This is a genomic window from Candidatus Phycosocius spiralis (genome assembly GCF_030158815.1).
Taxonomy (GTDB): Bacteria; Pseudomonadota; Alphaproteobacteria; order Caulobacterales; family Aquidulcibacteraceae; genus Aquidulcibacter; species Aquidulcibacter spiralis.
Map to the genome: position 1 here is coordinate 1 of NZ_BPFZ01000020.1, position 19,545 is coordinate 19,545.

At 52.1% G+C, this 19,545-nt stretch carries 16 protein-coding genes, 2 tRNA genes and 1 riboswitch; of the genes, 9 read left to right on the plus strand and 9 right to left on the minus strand.

Annotated features, from left to right (window positions below):
- Positions 1 to 376 precede the first annotated feature (376 nt).
- Both rpiA and glmU read right to left on the minus strand, forming a co-directional pair.
- Entirely contained in the window at positions 377 to 1,102 is a 726-nt protein-coding gene (rpiA, locus tag PsB1_RS11355) for a ribose-5-phosphate isomerase RpiA (protein ID WP_284361662.1), read from the minus strand.
- The gene (glmU, locus tag PsB1_RS11360) at positions 1,099 to 2,469 is read right to left on the minus strand and encodes a bifunctional UDP-N-acetylglucosamine diphosphorylase/glucosamine-1-phosphate N-acetyltransferase GlmU (protein ID WP_284361665.1); all 1,371 of its coding nucleotides are present in this window, start codon (positions 2,467 to 2,469) and stop codon (positions 1,099 to 1,101) included. Before glmU ends, rpiA begins: the two co-directional genes overlap by 4 nt.
- Before the next feature lie 145 nt (positions 2,470 to 2,614).
- On the opposite strand from glmU, the gene PsB1_RS11365 reads away from it, so the two are divergent.
- Complete coding sequence (locus PsB1_RS11365; RefSeq protein WP_284361667.1) at positions 2,615 to 3,304, plus strand: HAD-IA family hydrolase; 690 nt, start codon at positions 2,615 to 2,617, stop codon at positions 3,302 to 3,304.
- Here PsB1_RS11365 and PsB1_RS11370 read toward each other — a convergent pair.
- From PsB1_RS11370 to PsB1_RS11395, 6 genes are all read right to left on the minus strand, one after another.
- The gene (locus tag PsB1_RS11370; protein WP_108985257.1) at positions 3,301 to 3,504 is read right to left on the minus strand and encodes a phosphoglycolate phosphatase; all 204 of its coding nucleotides are present in this window, start codon (positions 3,502 to 3,504) and stop codon (positions 3,301 to 3,303) included. The genes PsB1_RS11365 and PsB1_RS11370 overlap by 4 nt on opposite strands.
- Positions 3,505 to 4,304: 800 nt before the next feature.
- Positions 4,305 to 4,817, minus strand: a complete 513-nt coding sequence (locus PsB1_RS11375; protein ID WP_284361676.1) for a nitroreductase family protein — start codon at positions 4,815 to 4,817, stop codon at positions 4,305 to 4,307.
- Between the two features lie 352 nt (positions 4,818 to 5,169).
- Positions 5,170 to 6,324 carry an acyl-CoA dehydrogenase family protein gene (locus PsB1_RS11380; RefSeq protein ID WP_284361678.1) on the minus strand — a complete coding sequence of 385 codons (1,155 nt, stop codon included), beginning with the start codon at positions 6,322 to 6,324 and terminating at the stop codon, positions 5,170 to 5,172.
- Between the two features lie 62 nt (positions 6,325 to 6,386).
- Positions 6,387 to 9,107, minus strand: a complete 2,721-nt coding sequence (locus PsB1_RS11385) for a valine--tRNA ligase (RefSeq protein WP_284361680.1) — start codon at positions 9,105 to 9,107, stop codon at positions 6,387 to 6,389.
- Between the two features lie 144 nt (positions 9,108 to 9,251).
- Entirely contained in the window at positions 9,252 to 9,860 is a 609-nt protein-coding gene (locus tag PsB1_RS11390; protein WP_284361682.1) for a DUF2497 domain-containing protein, read from the minus strand.
- 97 nt (positions 9,861 to 9,957) lie between these two features.
- Positions 9,958 to 10,581 carry a protein-L-isoaspartate O-methyltransferase family protein gene (locus PsB1_RS11395; protein WP_284361684.1) on the minus strand — a complete coding sequence of 208 codons (624 nt, stop codon included), beginning with the start codon at positions 10,579 to 10,581 and terminating at the stop codon, positions 9,958 to 9,960.
- A 172-nt stretch (positions 10,582 to 10,753) separates the two neighbouring features.
- Here PsB1_RS11395 and PsB1_RS11400 point away from each other — a divergent pair.
- The 7 genes from PsB1_RS11400 (at position 10,754) to PsB1_RS11430 (ending at position 16,972) form a co-directional block, all read left to right on the plus strand.
- A tRNA-Cys gene (locus PsB1_RS11400) sits at positions 10,754 to 10,827 on the plus strand.
- Between the two features lie 76 nt (positions 10,828 to 10,903).
- Positions 10,904 to 11,126, plus strand: a riboswitch (cobalamin riboswitch).
- Positions 11,127 to 11,255: 129 nt separating this feature from the next.
- Positions 11,256 to 13,226 carry a TonB-dependent receptor plug domain-containing protein gene (locus tag PsB1_RS11405; protein WP_284361686.1) on the plus strand — a complete coding sequence of 657 codons (1,971 nt, stop codon included), beginning with the start codon at positions 11,256 to 11,258 and terminating at the stop codon, positions 13,224 to 13,226.
- On the plus strand, positions 13,213 to 14,109 hold the full coding sequence (locus PsB1_RS11410) for an ABC transporter substrate-binding protein (RefSeq protein WP_284361688.1): 897 nt from the start codon (positions 13,213 to 13,215) through the stop codon (positions 14,107 to 14,109). Before PsB1_RS11405 ends, PsB1_RS11410 begins: the two co-directional genes overlap by 14 nt.
- Positions 14,109 to 15,113, plus strand: coding sequence for a FecCD family ABC transporter permease (locus tag PsB1_RS11415; protein ID WP_284361691.1), 1,005 nt, complete (start codon positions 14,109 to 14,111; stop codon positions 15,111 to 15,113). The genes PsB1_RS11410 and PsB1_RS11415 overlap by 1 nt, the downstream gene beginning before the upstream one ends.
- A complete protein-coding gene (locus tag PsB1_RS11420; RefSeq protein WP_284361693.1) occupies positions 15,110 to 15,880 on the plus strand; it encodes an ABC transporter ATP-binding protein in 771 nt (256 codons plus the stop codon). Before PsB1_RS11415 ends, PsB1_RS11420 begins: the two co-directional genes overlap by 4 nt.
- A gap of 134 nt (positions 15,881 to 16,014) precedes the next feature.
- A complete protein-coding gene (locus PsB1_RS11425) occupies positions 16,015 to 16,647 on the plus strand; it encodes an NAD(P)H-dependent oxidoreductase (protein ID WP_284361695.1) in 633 nt (210 codons plus the stop codon).
- A gap of 249 nt (positions 16,648 to 16,896) precedes the next feature.
- Positions 16,897 to 16,972 (plus strand) — tRNA-Asn (locus PsB1_RS11430).
- A gap of 7 nt (positions 16,973 to 16,979) precedes the next feature.
- Here the strand turns inward: PsB1_RS11430 and PsB1_RS11435 are convergent.
- Positions 16,980 to 18,818, minus strand: coding sequence for an ABCB family ABC transporter ATP-binding protein/permease (locus PsB1_RS11435; protein ID WP_284361697.1), 1,839 nt, complete (start codon positions 18,816 to 18,818; stop codon positions 16,980 to 16,982).
- A gap of 140 nt (positions 18,819 to 18,958) precedes the next feature.
- On the opposite strand from PsB1_RS11435, the gene PsB1_RS11440 reads away from it, so the two are divergent.
- Complete coding sequence (locus tag PsB1_RS11440) at positions 18,959 to 19,522, plus strand: LOG family protein (protein ID WP_284361698.1); 564 nt, start codon at positions 18,959 to 18,961, stop codon at positions 19,520 to 19,522.
- The last annotated feature ends 23 nt before the right edge of the window (positions 19,523 to 19,545 follow it).

Here is a 19,545-nt window from a genome sequence, read left to right on the forward strand (position 1 = left end):
CCTCACAGCGCAATCGGGAATATCCCACCGATTATGTTGGCAATCTCAGCCGGTGACACCAGCCCACCGGACACGAGCAAGGCCAAAGACTCTAGGCCAAAGCGGCCCAACGATGGGTAGCAGTGCATCCGCGCCCCGGCCTCTCGTTCTGGCCGGATGAGAAACAGGGGTCACGTCAGACATGAAGGTCTTTTGCTCAAACATCTTCTTAAATTCCCCTTCCATTCCTGAAGAACCTTTAAATCTATTGGACGAAACACCAAAAGTTTATAGCGGCGTCTGTCGCGACAAAAAATCAGACTAACTGCGCGGCTGTCATGCATGCCTTGATTTGTGGAATTATAATCGAGGCGCTTAGAACTATGGCTAATGTCGGTTAGACGCCCACTACCCCCCCCATCACCTCAACCCCATCCTCATCCCCAAAAATGATAGTCCTGCGGGTGTGAGGGAAAGATAGGAAGATGCCGTTTTCGACGACGCCGGGGATGGCGTTGAGGGCTTGGGCGGTGGTTGCCGCGTCGGGGATGTGCCCACAGGAGCAGTCGAGAATAAAGTTACCGTTGTCGGTCACAAAGGGGCGTCCAGGTGCGCCCGCTTCGCGCAGTTTGACATCGGCGTCTGAGCAGCCAGTTTCGCGCAACACATCAAAGATTTTTTTGGCCGTGATTGTAAAGCCAAAGCTTGTAACTTCCACCGGCAAGGGGAAAGCCCCAAGGTCTGTTACGCGCTTGGACCTGTCGGCGATTACCACCATATGATCGGTGGCATGGGCAACTATTTTTTCGCGTAGCAAGGCTCCCCCACCGCCTTTGAGAAGGTTGTGAAATTGATCCACTTCATCCGCGCCATCCACCGTCACGTCGATGCGCTCGGCTTGATTTATGTCGATTAAGGCTATTCCCAAACTCTCCGCCAAGCGCGCGCTGGCTTGTGAGGTTGGAATGGCACCAATCTTAAAGCCCTTGGCTACCAAATCACCTAACATGGCGATGAAATGATTGGTGGTTGAGCCCGTTCCCAGGCCCACGATCATGCCATCTTCGAGATAATCGATCGCCGCTGCAGCAGCTTGGATTTTGCCAAGATCGAGAGGGTTCACAAGGTTTCTCCATTCGATTTGAGGGCCTTGGTAGCCCCTTTTTTAGCCCGAAACTTGGTGGCCCAACCATCAATGATGCGCTGTTGTGCGCGTTCTAGCCCTAAAGACCCTGCTGGGACATCCTTGGTGATGGTCGAACCTGATCCTGTCATCGCACCCGACCCAATGCTGACCGGGGCGACCAACATGGTATCAGAACCGATAAAGGCATCGGCACCAATGTGGGTGTGGTATTTGTCAAAGCCGTCATAATTACAGGTGATGGTGCCTGCCCCAATATTGGTGCGTGCACCTATCGTGACATCGCCAAGATAGCTTAAGTGATTGGCCTTAGCCCCTGCCCCAATTTTAGCCTTTTTAGTCTCAACAAAATTACCAATATGGGCATTTTCACCAACATCGCTGCCGGGCCTGATCCGTGCATAAGGGCCGATCCATGCGCCCTTGCGAATGATGCACTCTTCTAAATGTGAAAACGCACGAATGACTGCACCGGTTTCAACGCGCACGCCCCGCCCAAACACCACATGGGGTTCAATCGTCACATCCTGTGCGATGTCGGTATCAAAAGAGAAGTGGACGCTATTTGGGTCCAGCAATGTCACCCCGGCTTCCATCGCCGCGTGGCGCTTTTGATATTGAAACAAGGCCTCAGCTTGGGCCAATTCAACCCGGCTATTCACGCCCAGCATTTCGGTTTCAAATCCCTCGACCGCAGCGGCGCGCAGGCCGTGCTGTCGTGCCAGACCAACCACATCGGTGAGATAAAATTCGCCCTTGGCATTATAATTGGTTACTTGGCCTAAAAGTTCAAACAAGGTGGTGGCGTCGGCGGCCAAAACGCCCGAATTACATAGCCTGATCTTCAACTGATCCGGGCTAGCTTCCTTGGCCTCCACAATAGCTTCAAGGCCACCCTCTTGATCAACGACCAGGCGTCCATATGCGCCGGGGTCAGCGGCTGCAAACCCCAAAACCGCCACGCCATATCCCTCGCTCAACTTGTTAAACACCTGCTCCGCAGTTGCAGTTCTGATTAAAGGGGTGTCGGCATAAAGCACAATCACATCGCCCTCAAACCCCGCTAACGCTGATTTGGCAGTCAAGACGCCATGTCCTGTGCCAAGTGGGGGATCTTGAAGGACGGTAGCATTGGGGCCCAAAAGTGCCTGCGCCCGCGCTTTTGCGTCTGGATTGTGGGCGCCGACGACCACGATAATCTTCTCACACCCCAAGGACTGGGCCAAAGCGATCGTCCAATCCATCATGGGGCGACCCCCAATGGGATGGAGCACTTTAGAAAGGTTCGACTTCATGCGCGTGCCATGTCCGGCCGCTAAAATGATGGCAGCACGCGCGCGCGACATAATTATTCCTTTCCTGATCTCAATGCTGATTCGGCTTGCACATAGCCCTCTAGCCTTTTAGCCGTCCACACGGGTAGCCGACCAGAGGGTGCACAGATAAATCTGTGAAAGGATGATATAAAACAGGCTCAAGGAAAATCGCTTCATGACAAGCCTCTTTAACGGCCTCGCTATTTGTTTTGATTTGGACGGCACTTTGATCGATACAGCGCCAGATCTTGTTGCAGCCACCAACGCAGTGATGCGCAAAGCCAATCTGACTGAAATTGCGCTACAAGAAGTCCGCGCCATGATTGGCCTCGGGGCCCGGGCCCTTATTACCAAAGCCGCTGCGGCGGCAGGCAAAAGGTTTGAAGACGACGAGCTTAACCATCATGTCGCCTATTTCTTGGCGGCCTATGAGCAAAACCTGACAGGGCAAAGCAAGCCCTTTGATGGGGTCATTGAAGTGCTCTCTCATTTGGAAGATCAAGGTGCGATTTTAAGTGTATGCACCAATAAACCTGCGCATTTAGCAGGACCCGTTCTAGATGCTTTTGATATGAAGAAATATTTTAGGGCCGTGGTCGGCCAAGGTCAGGCTGGGGCAAATAAACCCGATGGTCGTCATATCACTTACACTGTGGCCGCCAGTGGCGCCAGCCTAGAGCGCGCGATCATGGTGGGTGATAGCGCGGCCGACGTCCAAGGTGCCCGTAACGCTGGTGTCCCAGTCATTATTTCAAGTTTTGGCTACACCATTGAAAAAGCGTCCGCCTTAGGAGCGGACGCTGTTTTTGATCATTACAATGAAGTGCCCGACTTGATCGAACATATCATGAAGTCAAAGCCTTAAGCGGCTTCGGTTACCGCGCGGCGGCGTGGCAGGCCATTGATCATGTCCGAGCGCACATCGGTACGCCCCGAACGCATCGCAGGAACAAAACCTTCTTCAACCAAATCGACACTGACGTCATAGCCGCGCTCACGCCAATATTCTTGAATTTTCAGCTTTAGACGTCGCGCGCCATCGTTCGTGCAAAAATCGCCTTCCATTGTGGTCCTCATTATTTCTGTTGTTGCTGGATTTCTGTTGTTTCTGGATCAGACAAACCAATGCTACGCATCGACTTGTTTTGGAGTGCGGCTTAAACTACACAAAGCTGTCACATTCAAGGGAAATCTTAACCTGATTTAGCTTCCATCAAACCGTTCAAAAAATGGCCAAAAAAGACTTGACAAAGAAATTCCAATAATTTGCCTGAAAACGGCACTGCTAGCACTAAAAATTCTGCGGGGTGCGGAAAATTAGAAATTTTATTTGAGATCACGTCATTTGCTTCGAGTATGCACAGAACTTAGCTTCTTTGAAAGAAATGGGCATATGTCGTATGCATTTACGCATACCTAGCACAAAATGAGAAAATCCAACCGAAAATGAGCCAAAACCGGACAATTTGGAATCGACAAAGCGTTAAGTCAGATGAAATCGTGCGGGCTATACCGTGCTGGAGAAACGCCCCATTCCAGATAGGTCCGCAGGCAAACGAGAGAAGGCACAAGCTACAAGCGCCATATGTTTAAGATTGAAAACATAGGAACATTCAATTAAGCTATGATTTGCGTCAGGCACTTCAACTTCGTGTCTCCAATTGGCTGAACCATAAATTCAATGGAGCTTGCTCTTGAAAAAAGCGATAATCGGTTTGGCGTTGCTGGTGAGCGGTTGTGCGGGCTCCCCGCGTTTCATGGGAAGTTTTCCAAATCCTGAGGACCCAAAATACAATTCCCCAAGCTGTCGCGCCGCGCGCGAACTAACCCAAGAGCTCGACTATAGGGCTGCTTCGCGGACTGGTTTAGCGCTGGCGACACAAACTTTCGAAAAGCGTATTAAAGACGTACCAAGCACTAAATATGCTGCGACCTACCAAGAAAAACGCGCCATAGCGCGCACCGTTGTCCGCGACCTCTGCAGCTCTTAGATCCAGCCTTTCAGCTGTCAAACCCAGCATTGACAGCGGCTTCTTCCACTCATTTTTGCGTGGAGACCCACTATTGGCCGGGAAATAATCGTCAGGCCAGCCCAGCTCAATGCTCTTTAAGTTAACTTGATCAACCGCAATGCCCGCATGTTCGCGAACATACTTGCTTTGCATAATGCCTTGGCTATTGATCACCGCACCAAGGCGACGGGGCCAAGCGGCGTTGACCAAGGCAGTTGCGACCGCCCCACAATCAAACGGCTTATCATCGCTGCCATCAAGGACGCGGTCATAGGTTACAAGCATGAACACCGGCGCATCGAATTGGTGAAAGCCGCGTAAAACCCAGTCCTTACGCTTGGCCTGATCGTCGCCTTCCATGCCCATGGCGGCAAAAATTGCTTTGCCACCCCGATCTGACGTTCACTGTGGATGCCCACATTGGGCTCACAATGCGATACTCCCGCATTTGGGCACACATCTACCATGTGCTAGGTCCATGCGCTTGGCATTGCCGGCCCGGATTTTATACAAGCGCCCTGGTTCCCATAAAAGTTCCAAGGCTGATTGTGCATCGACTAATGGACCCGCAACGCCAAAGCGAGGATTTCCTCAATCAAAGCTTTAGGGACAAGATCAGGCTTTTAATCACGGATGCTGGCCCGCCCCAGAATGACGACATCAAAATCCATGGTCAAGCCTTGCACACAAAGACAACCCCGCCCGATAAAGCTTCACTTTAGGCCGCCGCTTTGACGTGTACACCAAGCTCAACATAGCGTTTAAGGTGCCAGTCAGCACTGCCCGCTTGGGTATCAATCATGGTGAGGCGTTTGAAATAATGGCCGATGGCTAACTCTTCCGTCATGCCCATGCCACCGAAAATCTGGATTGCATTTTGCCCGATAAAGCGGCCAGCGCGTCCGATTTGGGTTTTGGCTGCAGCGCACGCCTTCGCCCGCTCCAAAGCATCGTCCTCACCACAGCGGATCGCCGCCAGATAGGCCATGGATATGGCCTGCTCACTCCACATGAACATATCGACCATACGATGCTGCAAAACTTGGAAGGACCCGATGGAGGTGCCAAATTGCTTACGCTGACGGGCATAATCCACCGTCATGGCATGGGCAACCCGCATCGCGCCGACCGCTTCAGCGCATAGAGCCGCGATCACATGATCTTGGGTTTCCTGCACAATCGGATAAATTCCATCGGTTGGCCCGACCAATGCGTCCCTACCCAAGGAAACATTTTCAAAATAAACATCGCTTGCCATGAAGCCATCGACGGTTGGATAATCCTTGGTTGACACGCCGGGAGCTGATTTGGCAACGACAAAAGCACTGAGTCCCTCCTTTTCACGTTGCCCCCCTGCCGTGCGCGCAATCACGATCAAATGATCCGCTTGGGGGGCACCTACAACAACGGCCTTATGACCATTGAGAACATAGCCAGACCCACTCTTCTTGGCCGTGGTGGTGACATCGGCCAGATTATAGCGGCTTTTAGGCTCACTGCTGGCAAGCGCATAAATGCCCGCACCCGTCGTGATCATGCCACCATGCTCTTCCTTCTGGGCCGGGTTACCCGCCAAGCGAATCAAAGTGCCACTGGCCACGACGCTGGGTAAAAATGGTTCAATAACAAGGCCTTTACCGAATTCTTCCATGATCACAAGCGTATCGATCGGCCCGCCACCAAGACCGCCCATCTCCTCGGGCAAAGGTGCCATCATCAAGCCCAGTTCGGCCATCTCGGCCCAGATCTCACGCCGCCAACCTGCTTTAGAACGGATTACTTTACGACGCGTGTCAAAATCATAATGTTGCTGTATCAGTTTGGCGATGGAGTCGCGGAGCATGTTTTGCTCTTGGGTAAAATTGAAGTCCATGTTTCAGCTCCCTTAAGCCTCGCCAATTTAGGCAACATTATTGCGTTTGAGTGATAAAGGCTTTAGCCAAGACGCGCCAGTGCCGCTTCATATTTTTGCTTTTCACCTGCGTAGGATGCCAGGCGCTCACGTTGCTCCTCAATGACTTCAACCGGCGCTTTGGCGACGAAACCCGGATTATCGAGCTTACGAGCCACCGTCTCAATCTCCTTGATACAGCGCGCAATCTCTTTACCAAGACGCAGTTTTTCAGCGTCAATATCAAGCACCCCAGCCAATGGAATGGCCACAATCGCCTCCCCCAATACAAAAGTAACACTTCCCGGCGGGGCAGCGTCGGCTACGACCGAATATTCCAAGCGCGCCAAGCGATCGATTTCAGCCTGATACCGCTCTAAACGCTGCGCCGTTTGCTTGGAGGCCCCTATCAATAAGGCAGCCACCTTTGCACTGGCTGGAACATTGGTTTCACTGCGTAACGAGCGCAGTCCTGTTACCAGATCGACCACCCAACCAACTTCGGCTGTTGCGGCTTCATCAATCAAATCGAGGCTGAGAGTGGGCCAAGCCTCTCTCATCAGCATACCACTGCGCTTGGGACCAAACTCTGCGGTTTTTTCCCACAATTCTTCGGTCACAAAGGGCATGAAAGGATGGAGAATCTTGAGAATTTGATCAAGCACCCAAGCGACCGTTTTGCGGGTTTCTGCCTTGGCTGCCTCATCCTCTCCATTGAGAAGCGGCTTCACCAGTTCGAGATAGAGATCACAAAAAACGCCCCAAACAAAGGCATAATTGGTCTGTGCCGCCTCATCAAAGCGATGCGCAGACAGAGCCGCTTCAACGCCATGGGTCGCTTTGGTCAGTTCTGAAACGATCCAGCGGTTCACAGGGTGGTTGACTGCTTTGGGGTCATAGGCGTCCCACAGCGTGCATTCATTCATCTGGGCAAAACGGGCGGCATTCCAAACTTTTGTGCCAAAATTCCGGTACCCCTCAACCCGCTTGTCACTCATGCGGATATCACGACCTGGGCCTGCAGCAATGGCTAAGGTAAAGCGCAAAGCGTCTGCGCCATAAGTTTCAATCAAGACTGTTGGGTCGATGATATTGCCTTTGGACTTGGACATTTTCTTGCCGTTTTCATCGACCACACGCGAATGGATGACCACGGTTGAAAACGGCGCTTTACCCGTAAAGTGGCAACCAAACATCATCATCCTGGCAACCCAGAAAAAAATGATGTCAAACATCGTCACCAAAGTGCTGGTGGGGTAAAAACGTTCTAATTCTGGCGTCTGGGTTGGCCAGCCCAAGGTTGAAAATGGCCAAAGTGCAGAGGAAAACCACGTATCTAAAACGTCCTCATCCTGGACTAAATCCACGTCGCGGCCATGCATAGTGCTTGCTGCAGCCAGTGCTTCAGCTTCGGTTTCTTCGACAAAAATATTGCCAGCCCGATCATACCAAGCAGGTATCCGATGTCCCCACCATAATTGACGCGATATGCACCAAGGCTCGATGTGGCGCAGCCACTGATAATAGGTCGCCGTCCAGCTTTCGGGGACAAATTTGGTTTCGCCACTTTCAACCGCTTTAAGCGCATTCACGGCAAGTTTTGCTGCATCCACATACCATTGATCGGTCAGCATGGGTTCTATGACGACATCAGAACGCTCACCCAATGGTTGCATGATCGGTTTATCTTCGACGCGCTCCAAAAGGCCCAGAGTATCGATGTCGGCGACGATCTGCTTGCGTGCTTCAAACCGATCAAGGCCACGATAAGCCTCTGGTATATAGTCAGCATCTATCGTTCGCCCTTTGGTATCGAACAGGATATAAAGCTCAATGTCGTGTCGGCGTGCGACCTTATAGTCATTGAAATCATGCGCACCGGTAATTTTAACGGCACCTGAGCCGAACTCTGGGTCAGGATAGTCATCGGCAATTATTGGAATCAAGCGCCCAGTGAGTGGCAAGATACAGCGTTTACCAACAAGATCGCGGTACCTGAGATCACTTGGATGCACAGCCACTGCGCCATCGCCTAATATGGTTTCAGGGCGGGTGGTTGCGATTGCGATATAGTCGCGGGTTTCAAACTCAATCGCGACTCCAGCCTCGTCAAATGCGATTGGGAATTGATAGGTTTGCCCATTCTCTAGGGGATATCTAAGGTGCCAAAAATGACCTGCGCGTTCTTCATTGACCACTTCAAGATCAGAAACGGCCGTTTCAAAATGGGGATCCCAATTCACCAAGCGCTTGTCGCGGTAAACCAGGCCTTCCTTATAAAGCTGGACGAATACTTTGCGAACCGCGGCGGAGAGACCTTCGTCCATGGTGAAGCGTTCCCGGCTCCAGTCACATGACGCGCCAAGGCGTTTGAGCTGACCATTAATGGTGCCGCCGCTTTCTTCCTTCCAAGACCAGACACGTTCTAAAAATTTTTCCCGCCCCATCGCGCGGCGGCTGTCATGGGTGCCTGACTGGGCCATCTGGCTTTCAACCACCATCTGGGTCGCAATCCCAGCATGGTCAAGGCCTGGCTGCCAGAGTACGGATTTGCCACGCATCCGCTCAAATCGACACAAAATGTCTTGCAAAGTACAATTCAGCGCATGGCCTATATGCAAAGATCCTGTGACATTGGGTGGTGGGATAACAATTGAAAAGGCTTCAGCTTCTGGGTCCGCCTTGGGCTTAAAGGCACCCGATTGCTCCCAAGCTGCATAGAGTCGAGGCTCTTGTGTCTGCGCGGAAAAGTGGCTTTCTAGCATAATGATCCCAATGGTGGATGGATGGTCAGGTGCGAACGCTTGCACGCACCAAAAGCTGAGGTGATCGACATATCACGCCCACGTCGCTTTTTTGAAGACATATTGCTGCTGGGTACAGCCTAAATCGGCCTAAACTTATGCGACCTAAAAAGAACGCCGAGCTATCCGAGCCACTTCAGCTTCCACTTTTTCTGCCACAATACGAGGCAAATTGGCATCCAGCCATTCTCTCAACAGTGGTTTTAACAGCTCACCCACCATGGCTTCCACTGTATTGCCGGTTAAAAAAACGCCTGGCAATGTGGTATTGGGGGCCAGTTTGGCAAATACCGACGAAGCTTGATCAGCTGTTGGGTCACTGACCAAGCCCTGATCAAATGGGAATTTTGGACCAGTATTTTTAGGGGCTGATTTGACCGCTGCTTTGGGTGTTGGTGGCTCTGACCGCTCTGTCACGGGGAAGGGTTGTGATTCATTCCAACGGTCCTCAACAATTATCTCATCAGCTTCAGGCTCTGATTCATCGGGCAGGGCTGCAAAATCAAAATCAGATGACATGCTATCATTCGTGTTCATAATAGGCTCATTAAGTTCAAGCACATCGTCTTCTAAATCAGGGACGACAGCCTTTGGTGGAGGCGCTTTAACTTCTTCCTCAGGTGCCGCAGTTCCTTCATCTTCAGAGATGATTCGACGGATTGACGCCAGGATTTCTTCCATGGTCGGCTCGGCTTGTGCGTCTTCGGCGCTCATAATAACTCCACTCCGTGCGAATCGCACAACAATTATGCGAAGCTAACTTAGTTTAGCAATCAAAGTCTAGGCATGACCGAAATCTGACAACATTTCCTTAAAGCGTGAAAGCAGCAACAGCTTCAAAACCTGGTAATGGGGGGACGAAGGCATCAAATACAACCCGTGCTGCTACACTTGACCCACTTTTGGTAAAGATGGTTGCCTGCCCCATCAGCCGACCCACTGCCTGTGCATCAAATTGCACAAGACATAAGCGTCCGCCCTGTGCTAATGAACGCTTCCAAGCGTCGGGAACCCTTTGCACCCCACCATCGACAAAAATCACATCAAACAGTCCCCTAGGTGGCTTATCGAGGGGGCCAATTACACTTTTGATGCCATTAAACTCAACTCGTTTATCCTCCAAAATCGTGACCTCACCTCCAAGAGCAGCAAACACAGCAGCACTGTATCCACCACCGCCACCAATGATGAGAACGTTCTCGCCAGCCATAACTTTGGCCGCTTGCGCCAGTTTAGCAAAGTCACGCGGCTTCCAAAGCTCGCGCCCTGATGGGGTTGGGCATGTCACTTCGGCATAGGCAAACACGCGCTTATCTTGGGTGACAAAATCTTCACGTGGGACAGAGTACATCGCGGCTTGAAGTGCTAAATCACTGACATCATTGGTTCTAACTTGGCTCTCAATCATGATATCGCGCGCCAACCTATAATCCATGTTCATCCTCATGCCTTTTAGCCTAACCATCAAGGCTGTAGTTTGGAATCTATACTCGAATGCCTCAAGCGGGCAAGGGTCCAATTGGCATCAACTAATGCGTTGACACATTGCTGGCGCTTAACGCCTCTGCTACATGCGCGTTCCACCCGCCTAATTTTGCGTCCAAGTAGGCCTCGTGGCGGAGTGGTGACGCAGCGGATTGCAAATCCGTGTACCCCGGTTCGATTCCGGGCGAGGCCTCCATTTCGCCCAATTCAAACCCGCTCAGGTTAGGGCCTCTAAGGATAGGCCTGCCACCTTGGCAGAACCATCAGAGACTGTTACATACCCTATTGATGGTGCTTCAGGAAACTGGAGTGAAAAGGGAATGGTGTGCGTGGGTTAGCCCACAAATCGCCAACCGTGCCTGCGACCGTGAGCGGATAGCTGGGTTTCTCTCAACCCCTGTTGAGATGTGCCACTGGACCTAATCGAGGTTCGGGAAGGCGGAAACAAGGCTCTGACCCGTGAGTCGGGAGACCTGCCATCGCCGTCGTTCGTCCGTTCTGCCAGGGTCAGCGGAAAGGCTGGAGAGTTTCTCCGATGCAGCGACAGCGGGAGGTGGGACACATGGTGTGTCCCCACTTAACCCGCATGCATGGAGCATTGGTGGACACCGCCAGTGAAACACAATGAGACGAGTAAGCCGATTGGTAGCTTTGTGGGTGTTAGCTGCCACCTGTGTCTATGGACCTGGTGCACAAGCCAAAATTGTCGATTATTCAAGCACTATAAACCCTAGTTTAAAGTCAGTTGCGGAAACTGAAACCATCATTGTTACCGCCACCCGCACCCCACTGCCTGCGACAAAGATTGGTGCTTCCGTCACCGTCCTGACCAATCAAGCCATTGTGCGTGCGCAATCGGCCTCGGTGGTTGACTTATTGCGCGATGTGCCCGGCGTTGGCTTTAGCCGCAATGGCGGCATTGGTGGCGTCACCAGTGTGCGCCTGCGTGGGGCGGAGGCGGATCAAACTGTGGTGTTGATCGATGGCGTCAAAGTCAATGACCCCTCGTCACCCGGTGGCGGCTATAATTTTGCCAATCTATTGGTAGGCGATATTGACCGCATTGAGGTTCTGCGCGGCCCGCAATCCACCCTCTATGGCAGCCAAGCAATGGGTGGAGTAATCCAGATTATAACCCGCCGTGGCGATGTGCCGTTTGCAGGTTCTCTCACACTCGAAAGAGGTGACTTGGCCAGTTATCATGCGCTCGCGTCGGTGCGGGGCACGGTCGATGCCTTAACTTATGCCGCCAATTTTGGCCATTTTGAAACAAAGGGCATCAGTGCCGCGGTGGCGGGAAGCGAACGCGATGATTTCCAAAGCGATCAAGCCAATGGCCGATTGAGCTATCAACTGACCCCTTCCCTTGAAGTCGAAGGGCGCACTTTTTGGACCAAAAGTGATGCAGGCAATGATGGCTTTCCAGCCCCCTTATTTGTGCTGGCTGATACGCCAGAGCGCGCCAAGACAGAAGAATTAGTAGTATATGCTGGGGCAAACTTGAACCTGTTAGATGGGCGATCCCGCACGCGCTTGGGGCTCAGCCAAAGTCAAATTGAGCGTGAAAGCCTGAATGCTACCCTCACCCCTGCCACCACCTTTATTGGCAAAGGCACCAATCAAACCTTAGAGCTACAATCCACGCTTGATGTCACGCCGCAGTTTCAGCTGGTTGGCGGCGGGGAAATCGAGGAGGCGCATTTGCGAACCGCAATCCCTTCGCGCACCAATCCAAACCCCATTCCACTGCGCGCTTCGACCGATTTGGGTGCGCTTTACATCCAAGCCCAAGCGAGCCCCACCTCTTGGCTGACGACCAGTTTTGGCGCACGCTGGACCCATAGTGACCGCTTTGGCGATGCCCTTAATGCGCGCGCAACCCTTGTTGCCTCGTTCAATGAGGGCAACACTTTAGTGCGCGCCGGGGCCTCCAATGGATTTAAGGCTCCCACACCGTTTCAGCTCTATTCCAACTTCGGCAATCCAGCTTTAGGGCCTGAGGAAGCTGGATCGTTGGAATTAGGTGTTGAGCAAGCGCTCTTTTCGCGTCGCCTGAAAGGGACGATAACTTTATTTGATCGCGACACCACCAACCAGATCGACTTTATATCCTGCTTTCGCAACCCAATTGATATGTGTGCAAACCGCCCAAATGGCACTTATGACAATATCGCGCGCACCAAGGCTGAAGGTTTAGAGGCAAGTCTTGAAGCCATGCCGACTGATCGGTTAAGCTTGTCCATAGGTTATTCGACGCTTAATGCCCGCAACAAAGTTGAAAGGAGCGCCAATTTCAACCGGCGCCTTGCGCGCAGGCCAGAAGAAACCAGCTTTTTGACCATAGGCTATGATTTCCCCTTTGGCTTGGATGTTTCAGCAACAGTGTCACGTATCGGCGAAAGTTTTGATGATGCCGCCAATAGCCGCCCCCTGAAGGGTTATGAGGTGGTGACGCTCCGGGTCAGTCAAAAACTTGGCGATCATTGGTCTGTCATAGGACGCGTCGAGAATGCGGGCGATGAAATCTATCAAACCACTTTCGGATATGGCTCTCCACGCCAGCAAAGCTGGATTGGCCTTCGTGCTTCGTTTTAGCCTCACCCTTATTGTCCTTTTAGCTGCAGCGGGGTGCACAGCCCCGCCGCCAAAGAAACTTGAACTTGTTTCTGGGATGAAAGCCAGTCAAGGCAACCTAAAGCGACCGCAGCGCATCGTTTCACTGGATTATTGCGCCGATCAATTTGTTCTGAAACTTGCAAAGCGCAGCAATATCTTAGCGCTTTCCCCCGATGCCACACGGGCTTTTTCTTATATGCGCAACCAAGCGATTGGCCTACCCAAGGTGCGGGCAAGAGCAGAGGATGTGTTAGGGCTTCGCCCTGATTTGATTGTGCGCTCTTATGGCGGGGGGCATCAAGCGCAGGCCTTTTTTGAACAGGTGGGTGTTAAAGTTCATCAGATTGACTATGCGAGTGATATTGTAGGCATTACAACCACGATCAAGGAAGTAGCCCAGGCTTTAGGCGAAGAAGAAGCTGGTGATGCTTTAACTGCGACTTTTAAAGCACGCCTCGCAGCGCTGAAACCAGCTCCGAGCGTTTCTGCCCTTTATATCACCCCCGGCGGTATCACCACAGGGCCTGGCTCCATGATTGACAAACTGATAACCCAAGCAGGCCTTACCAATTTTCAAACCGAAAAAGGCTGGCATCCCTTGCCTTTGGAACGATTGGTAACTCAAAGCCCGCAACTGGCCCTCACGGCCCAATTCGGCGCGCAATCCAGTTATCAGGACTATTGGTCTTCTGCGCGTCACCCCATCATGCGTGACATGATGACGCGTGTGCCTGTTGTCAGACTTGATGGCTCGACCCTTAGCTGTGGGGGCTGGTTTGTCCTCGACGCTATGGAGACGATGGCCAAGGCTGGGCATGATCTGGGCAACAGTCCTCACGTTCTAGACAAGGAACACCCTTGATGGTTAAGGATTTCTCAGGCCCCCTTACCCTTACTTTATGGGTTTTATGCACGATCAGCATTGTGGCTTCGTGCTTGATGGGTGTGACGCCCATCAGTTTGGATCAAATGGGGCGCGCCCTTGTTGGATTGGGAGATAGCCACACCAACTTGATCCTTTGGCAGATCCGATTGCCGCGTGCGATTGCGGCTTTATTGGTCGGCGTAGCTTTGGGGTGCAGTGGCGCGAGTCTACAGGGCCTATTGCGCAATCCTTTGGCGGAGCCTGGTGTTTTGGGCGTTTCAGCGGTGGCGAGCCTTTGTGCCAGCTGCACGATTTTTTTCGGCTTGGTTGGTCTATCAGCTTGGGTCCTACCCAGTGCCGCCATGATGGGTGCGGTGTTGGCCACTGGTCTACTGGTGCTGGTTGCACCACAAGTCCGCTCCGTCGTTACTTTGCTATTGGTGGGTGTTGGCTTATCCAGTTTTGCGGGTGCGTGCATGTCTTTATTGCTAAATCTCTCCCCCAATCCCTATTCCTTAAACGAGATGATGAATTGGATAATGGGTTCTGTAGCCAATCGCTCACTTGAGGATATAAGATTTGCCGCCCCTTTCTGGCTTGCCGGTTTGGCCATATTGCTGCTAACAAGCCCAGATTTACGTGTTTTGGCGCTTGGGGAAGAAGCGGCCAGTGGTGCTGGTCTAGCGATTGGCCGCTCCCGCACTTTGATCGTCATTGGCTGTGGTTTGATGGTTGGGTCGGCTGTTTCCATCGCCGGGGCAGTCGGCTTTGTAGGTATAATCGCACCCCATGTCGTGCGGCCATGGGTTGGCCATGAGCCCACCAAGACATTGGTCCCATCGGCTTTGTTAGGTGGGCTGATATTGGTTATCGCCGATTGTCTCGTTCGCCTCGCCCCAACCGATCAGGAGCTCAAATTAGGCGTGGTAGCGGCCTTAATTGGGGCACCCATCTTCATCGTGATTGCAGCGCGCCGTCGCGGACTGGGAGAAGGGGCATGAGGGAGCTAAGCTTAATCAATGCCTGCGTGGTTTTAGGAAAGGTCCCCATTCTAAATTCAGTGAGTTTTACCGCGAAACGCGGGCAATTTGTTGGGCTTGTGGGTCCCAATGGTGCTGGAAAAACAACGGCCCTTCGCGCCCTTTTAGGATTTGAACCCCTTCAAAGTGGTCATGCCTTAATCGGAAACATCCCCGCCCATACGTTGCGTGCCAAAGCGCGTGCATTAATGGTATCTTATTTGCCCCAAATCCGGGACCTGGCTTGGCCAATTGGGGTGCGTGAGGTGGTAGCTTTGGGTCGGTATGCCCATGGCGGTCCCCTCGGTAGGCTCGGCCCCAAGGATCATCAAGCGGTAGATAAAGCTCTGGCTTTATGTGGCTTACAAGGCTTTGCACATCGCTCGATTGCCAGTCTATCGGGTGGAGAAGTGGCGCGGGTTCATATCGCGCGTGTGATGGCGGCAGAGGCCCAGGCCTTGATTGCTGATGAGCCGATCGCAGCTTTAGACCCCCGACTTAGCCTCGACATCATGGCTATTCTCAAAGCCCAAGCCCAAAGCGGCCACACCGTAGTCGCCAGCTTACATGACCTAGAACTGGCCGCGCAGTTTTGTGACGATATTATCGTGCTCCACCAAGGTGCGATTGTGATCCAAGCCCCGCCCCGTCAGGCTTTAAGCCCAGAAATTCTTGACCAAGTCTATGGGATTAATGCCAGCTGGACAGGTGAGTGCTTAATGATTCATCGACGCAACCAACAAGCGTGAGAACAATAATAGACAATCTAAACCATCCTTTCACAGTGCCCCTATTCCCATGCACCTGCTTCACCCCCACATGCCCGTTAGATGATCACCCGATACCTCCCATAAACTAATGTTCAAACACCAAGGAAAATCAGATGCTTATTGATGACTTAAACTGGCGTTATGCTACCAAAAAAATGGATGCGACCAAAGTCGTGCCCGAAGAAAAAATCGCTTCTATCCTTGAAGCGATTCGCCTTGCGCCAACTTCCAGCGGCTTACAGCCCTATGAAGTCATCTTGGTGACCAATCTAGAGGTACGCGCCCAAATTCAGGCCGCAGCTTGGAATCAAGCCCAGATCACTGAAGGGTCACATCTTTTGGTTTTTGCCGCTTGGGACGATTATACGGTAGAGCGGATCAACACCATGTTTGATTTGGTAAATGACGTGCGCGGCATCAAAAACGAGGGCTGGGAAAATTATCGCCAGATGCTGCTATCAACCTATCCCCAGCGTGGTAGCGAAGTTAATTATCATCACGCCGCGCGTCAGGCCTATATTGGTGTAGGGGTAGCGCTGGTTGCCGCAGCCGAAGCCAAAGTAGACGCAACCCCGATGGAAGGATTTGATCCACCCGCTATAGATAAGATTTTGGGGCTGAACAAACGCGGCTTGCGCTCAGTTGTCCTTATGCCTTTGGGTTATCGTAAAGAAGAGGGTGACTGGTTGGTCAATCTCAAAAAGGTTCGCCGCCAGACAAGAGACTTTATCACAGAAGTGCACTGATGTGTCGTCACATAAAATAGCAGAGGCGAACGTTAATGTTAACTTTATCGTAATGATACAATTTTAATTATTCTCGGTCTTCTGCGGAAGACACCCCACCATACCCGATCTTTTGCGGGGAGCCAAAAGGCTCCCCGTTTTTTTTGTGTTTAAGGGGTAAAATGCTGTCCTACACAGATAGCTGCATTGAATTAGCGCCTAAGACTTGCACGACGCGACGGTGGCGTTATAACCCCCGCCTTCACGTGTTCCCCGATAGCTCAGTTGGTAGAGCAAGCGACTGTTAATCGCTTTGTCGTAGGTTCGAGCCCTACTCGGGGAGCCAGTTCATTTCAGTTTGGATCGGCAAAAAGCTCCTGCGCCACGGGCTCACTGCGCGCCTGCATGTCCCACAAATGCGCATAGACCCCGCCCTTTTTGAGTAGGTCGCCATGGGTGCCACGCTCTGCGACTTGTCCATCGGCCAGCACGATGATTTCGTCAGCGTCGGCAACAGTTGAAAGGCGGTGGGCAACGACCAAAGTGGTGCGCCCCTTGGCCGCATCTTCCAAGGCTTCGCGCACTTCGGCTTCTGTGACTGAATCAAGGCTGGAAGTGGCTTCATCCAAAACAAGAATAGGTGGGTTTTTCAAGATCGCACGGGCTATGCCTACCCGCTGGCGCTCCCCACCTGATAGTTTTAAGCCCCGCTCACCCACACGGGTTAAAAGTCCCAAAGGAGCCCCGGCAATCAAACTGCCCAGTCTGGCCATTGTTGCGGCCTCTTCAATCTGCTCCATGGGTGCCTCTGGGCGGCCATAAGCGATGTTATAGGCCAAGGTGTCATTAAACAGGACGACGTCTTGAGGCACCAATCCAATGGCGGCGCGCACGCTTTCTTGGGTGACGGATGTGAGATCTTGCCCATCGATCAGTACGCGACCTGATTGGGGGTCATAAAAGCGAAACAACAGCCGCACGATGGTTGATTTGCCCGAACCTGACGGCCCCACAATCGCGACTGTCTTTCCGCTCTCAATCGTGAAGGAGACTTCCGATAAGCCAGCGTGGCGGCCATCATGGGTAAAGGCCACGCGGTCAAAAGTGACGACCCCGCCCTTGAGGACTAAAGCCCTTGCATCGGGACGATCGGCAATGTCAGGCACTTCGTCCAACAAGGCATACATGGCTTCCATATCGATGGAGCTTTGTTTAATCTCGCGCCAAGCAAACCCTAGAATATTGAGGGGGCCGTAAAGGTTCAGCATGACCAAAGTGACAGCCGCAATGTCCCCTGCCCCCATGGTTCCCCGCGAAATCGCATATCCCGCTGCCGCCACCATCGCCGCCAGCCCCAGATTTTGGATAAACCCTTGAGCGGCATTGAGGCCTTGCAAAGTCGCGTTTGAATGGACTGAGGCCTTTGCATATGCCCGGACGGCTTGATTGTAGCGTTCAGTCTCACGCACTTCAGCTGCAAAGGCCTTGACGGTCTCATAATTCAAAAGCGAATCAACCGCACGACCCGTTGCTTCACTGTCGGCATCATTCATGTCGCGGCGATACCGCAGGCGCCATTCTGTAATTGCCAAAGTCGCGTATGTATAAAGAATCACAGTTGTCGTCGCGATGGCCGCGAACAACCAGCCATAGCGCCATCCCAAAACCGAAGCGGCCAAAACAAGTTCAATCAAAGTCGGCCCGATGTTAAAAGCAACAAACCTAGTTAAAAAATCAATGGCACGCACACCTCGTTCAATCGTCCGCCATACAGCCCCGGTGCGCTTAGATTGATGAAAGCGAATCCCCAATCCATGAACATGGCCAAATATTTTAACCCCGGCCCGGCGTTGGGCCTCTTCACTGACCGCTTGAAACAAGGTGTCGCGTAATTGGGGTGCGCCTGTTCCTAAAAACCGCATGAAGGCCCAAGTACCTATCATTAGCAAAAATGCTTGATCCCATGATGGGTTGCTGCCACTGGTCAGACGATTGACCGCTTGTGCCAAAACCAATGGTGCACCAACAATAAACACCTTCGACACCAAGGTTAATGCCAGCGCCAAGCCCACTCGAACCTTTAACTCCGTAGTATCCAGGCCACCAATCAAGCGGATCAAGCGCGCAAGCGCACGCCCGATGGGGGAAATCTCGTTGGTGGTATCGGATTGAGTGGTTTGGCCTTGTATCATCTCAAACACTTAGTCAATTTTATGGCCTTATGAACAGAGCACATTGCGCAGATAACTGGACTTTATGCGAAAATGTCAGGAACCTTACCTATAGCTTCAAAATCCAAATCACCCCACAGCCGGTTGATAGGGAGTTGTTTATGGCGTGTTTGACATCTGTTTGCGTCTATTGTGGTTCATCCAATCAAGTGGACTCCAGTTACCTGCAATTGGCAAGCGATATGGGCCATGCCATTGCAAAGCGCGGTATACGGCTGGTGTATGGTGGTGGAAACGTAGGTTTAATGGGGGCTTCCTCACGCGCAGCCCTTGAAGCTGGCGGTGAAGTGCTTGGCATCATGCCACACTTTTTAACCAAGTGGGAAAAGCCCAATCCAGCTATTGAGACGCGAATGGTTAAAACCATGCATGAACGCAAATGGGGTCTATTTGCCGAATCAGATGCCTTCATTGTCCTACCTGGCGGCATTGGCACTTTGGAAGAAGTAGTTGAAACCTTGTCGTGGCAACGGTTGGAACTGCACCAAAAACCTGTTGTTTTAGTAGGATGTACGTTCTGGCAACCCTTCGTGGACTTAATTGAAGCAATTATAGCCGCCAAATTCACCCCAGCAGGCTTTCGTCACGCCTTTTTCTGCGTTGAAACCCCAACTGAAGCCTTAGATCACTTACAATCTGTGTTAAGCCAACGCCACTGGCCCTAATAGACGTTAGGTACAAAGCCAAT

Excerpts from the sequence above, each read along its gene's own strand:
- glmU (WP_284361665.1), bottom strand. The coding sequence starts at position 2,469 with ATGTCGCGCGCGCGTGCTGCCATCATTTTAGCGGCCGGACATGGCACG.
- PsB1_RS11365 (WP_284361667.1), top strand. The coding sequence starts at position 2,615 with ATGACAAGCCTCTTTAACGGCCTCGCTATTTGTTTTGATTTGGACGGC.
- PsB1_RS11370 (WP_108985257.1), bottom strand. The coding sequence starts at position 3,504 with ATGGAAGGCGATTTTTGCACGAACGATGGCGCGCGACGTCTAAAGCTG.
- PsB1_RS11375 (WP_284361676.1), bottom strand. The coding sequence starts at position 4,817 with ATGGGCATGGAAGGCGACGATCAGGCCAAGCGTAAGGACTGGGTTTTA.
- PsB1_RS11380 (WP_284361678.1), bottom strand. The coding sequence starts at position 6,324 with ATGGACTTCAATTTTACCCAAGAGCAAAACATGCTCCGCGACTCCATC.
- PsB1_RS11385 (WP_284361680.1), bottom strand. The coding sequence starts at position 9,107 with ATGCTAGAAAGCCACTTTTCCGCGCAGACACAAGAGCCTCGACTCTAT.
- PsB1_RS11390 (WP_284361682.1), bottom strand. The coding sequence starts at position 9,860 with ATGAGCGCCGAAGACGCACAAGCCGAGCCGACCATGGAAGAAATCCTG.
- PsB1_RS11395 (WP_284361684.1), bottom strand. The coding sequence starts at position 10,581 with ATGGATTATAGGTTGGCGCGCGATATCATGATTGAGAGCCAAGTTAGA.
- PsB1_RS11405 (WP_284361686.1), top strand. The coding sequence starts at position 11,256 with ATGAGACGAGTAAGCCGATTGGTAGCTTTGTGGGTGTTAGCTGCCACC.
- PsB1_RS11415 (WP_284361691.1), top strand. The coding sequence starts at position 14,109 with ATGGTTAAGGATTTCTCAGGCCCCCTTACCCTTACTTTATGGGTTTTA.
- PsB1_RS11420 (WP_284361693.1), top strand. The coding sequence starts at position 15,110 with ATGAGGGAGCTAAGCTTAATCAATGCCTGCGTGGTTTTAGGAAAGGTC.
- PsB1_RS11425 (WP_284361695.1), top strand. The coding sequence starts at position 16,015 with ATGCTTATTGATGACTTAAACTGGCGTTATGCTACCAAAAAAATGGAT.
- PsB1_RS11435 (WP_284361697.1), bottom strand. The coding sequence starts at position 18,818 with ATGATACAAGGCCAAACCACTCAATCCGATACCACCAACGAGATTTCC.
- PsB1_RS11440 (WP_284361698.1), top strand. The coding sequence starts at position 18,959 with ATGGCGTGTTTGACATCTGTTTGCGTCTATTGTGGTTCATCCAATCAA.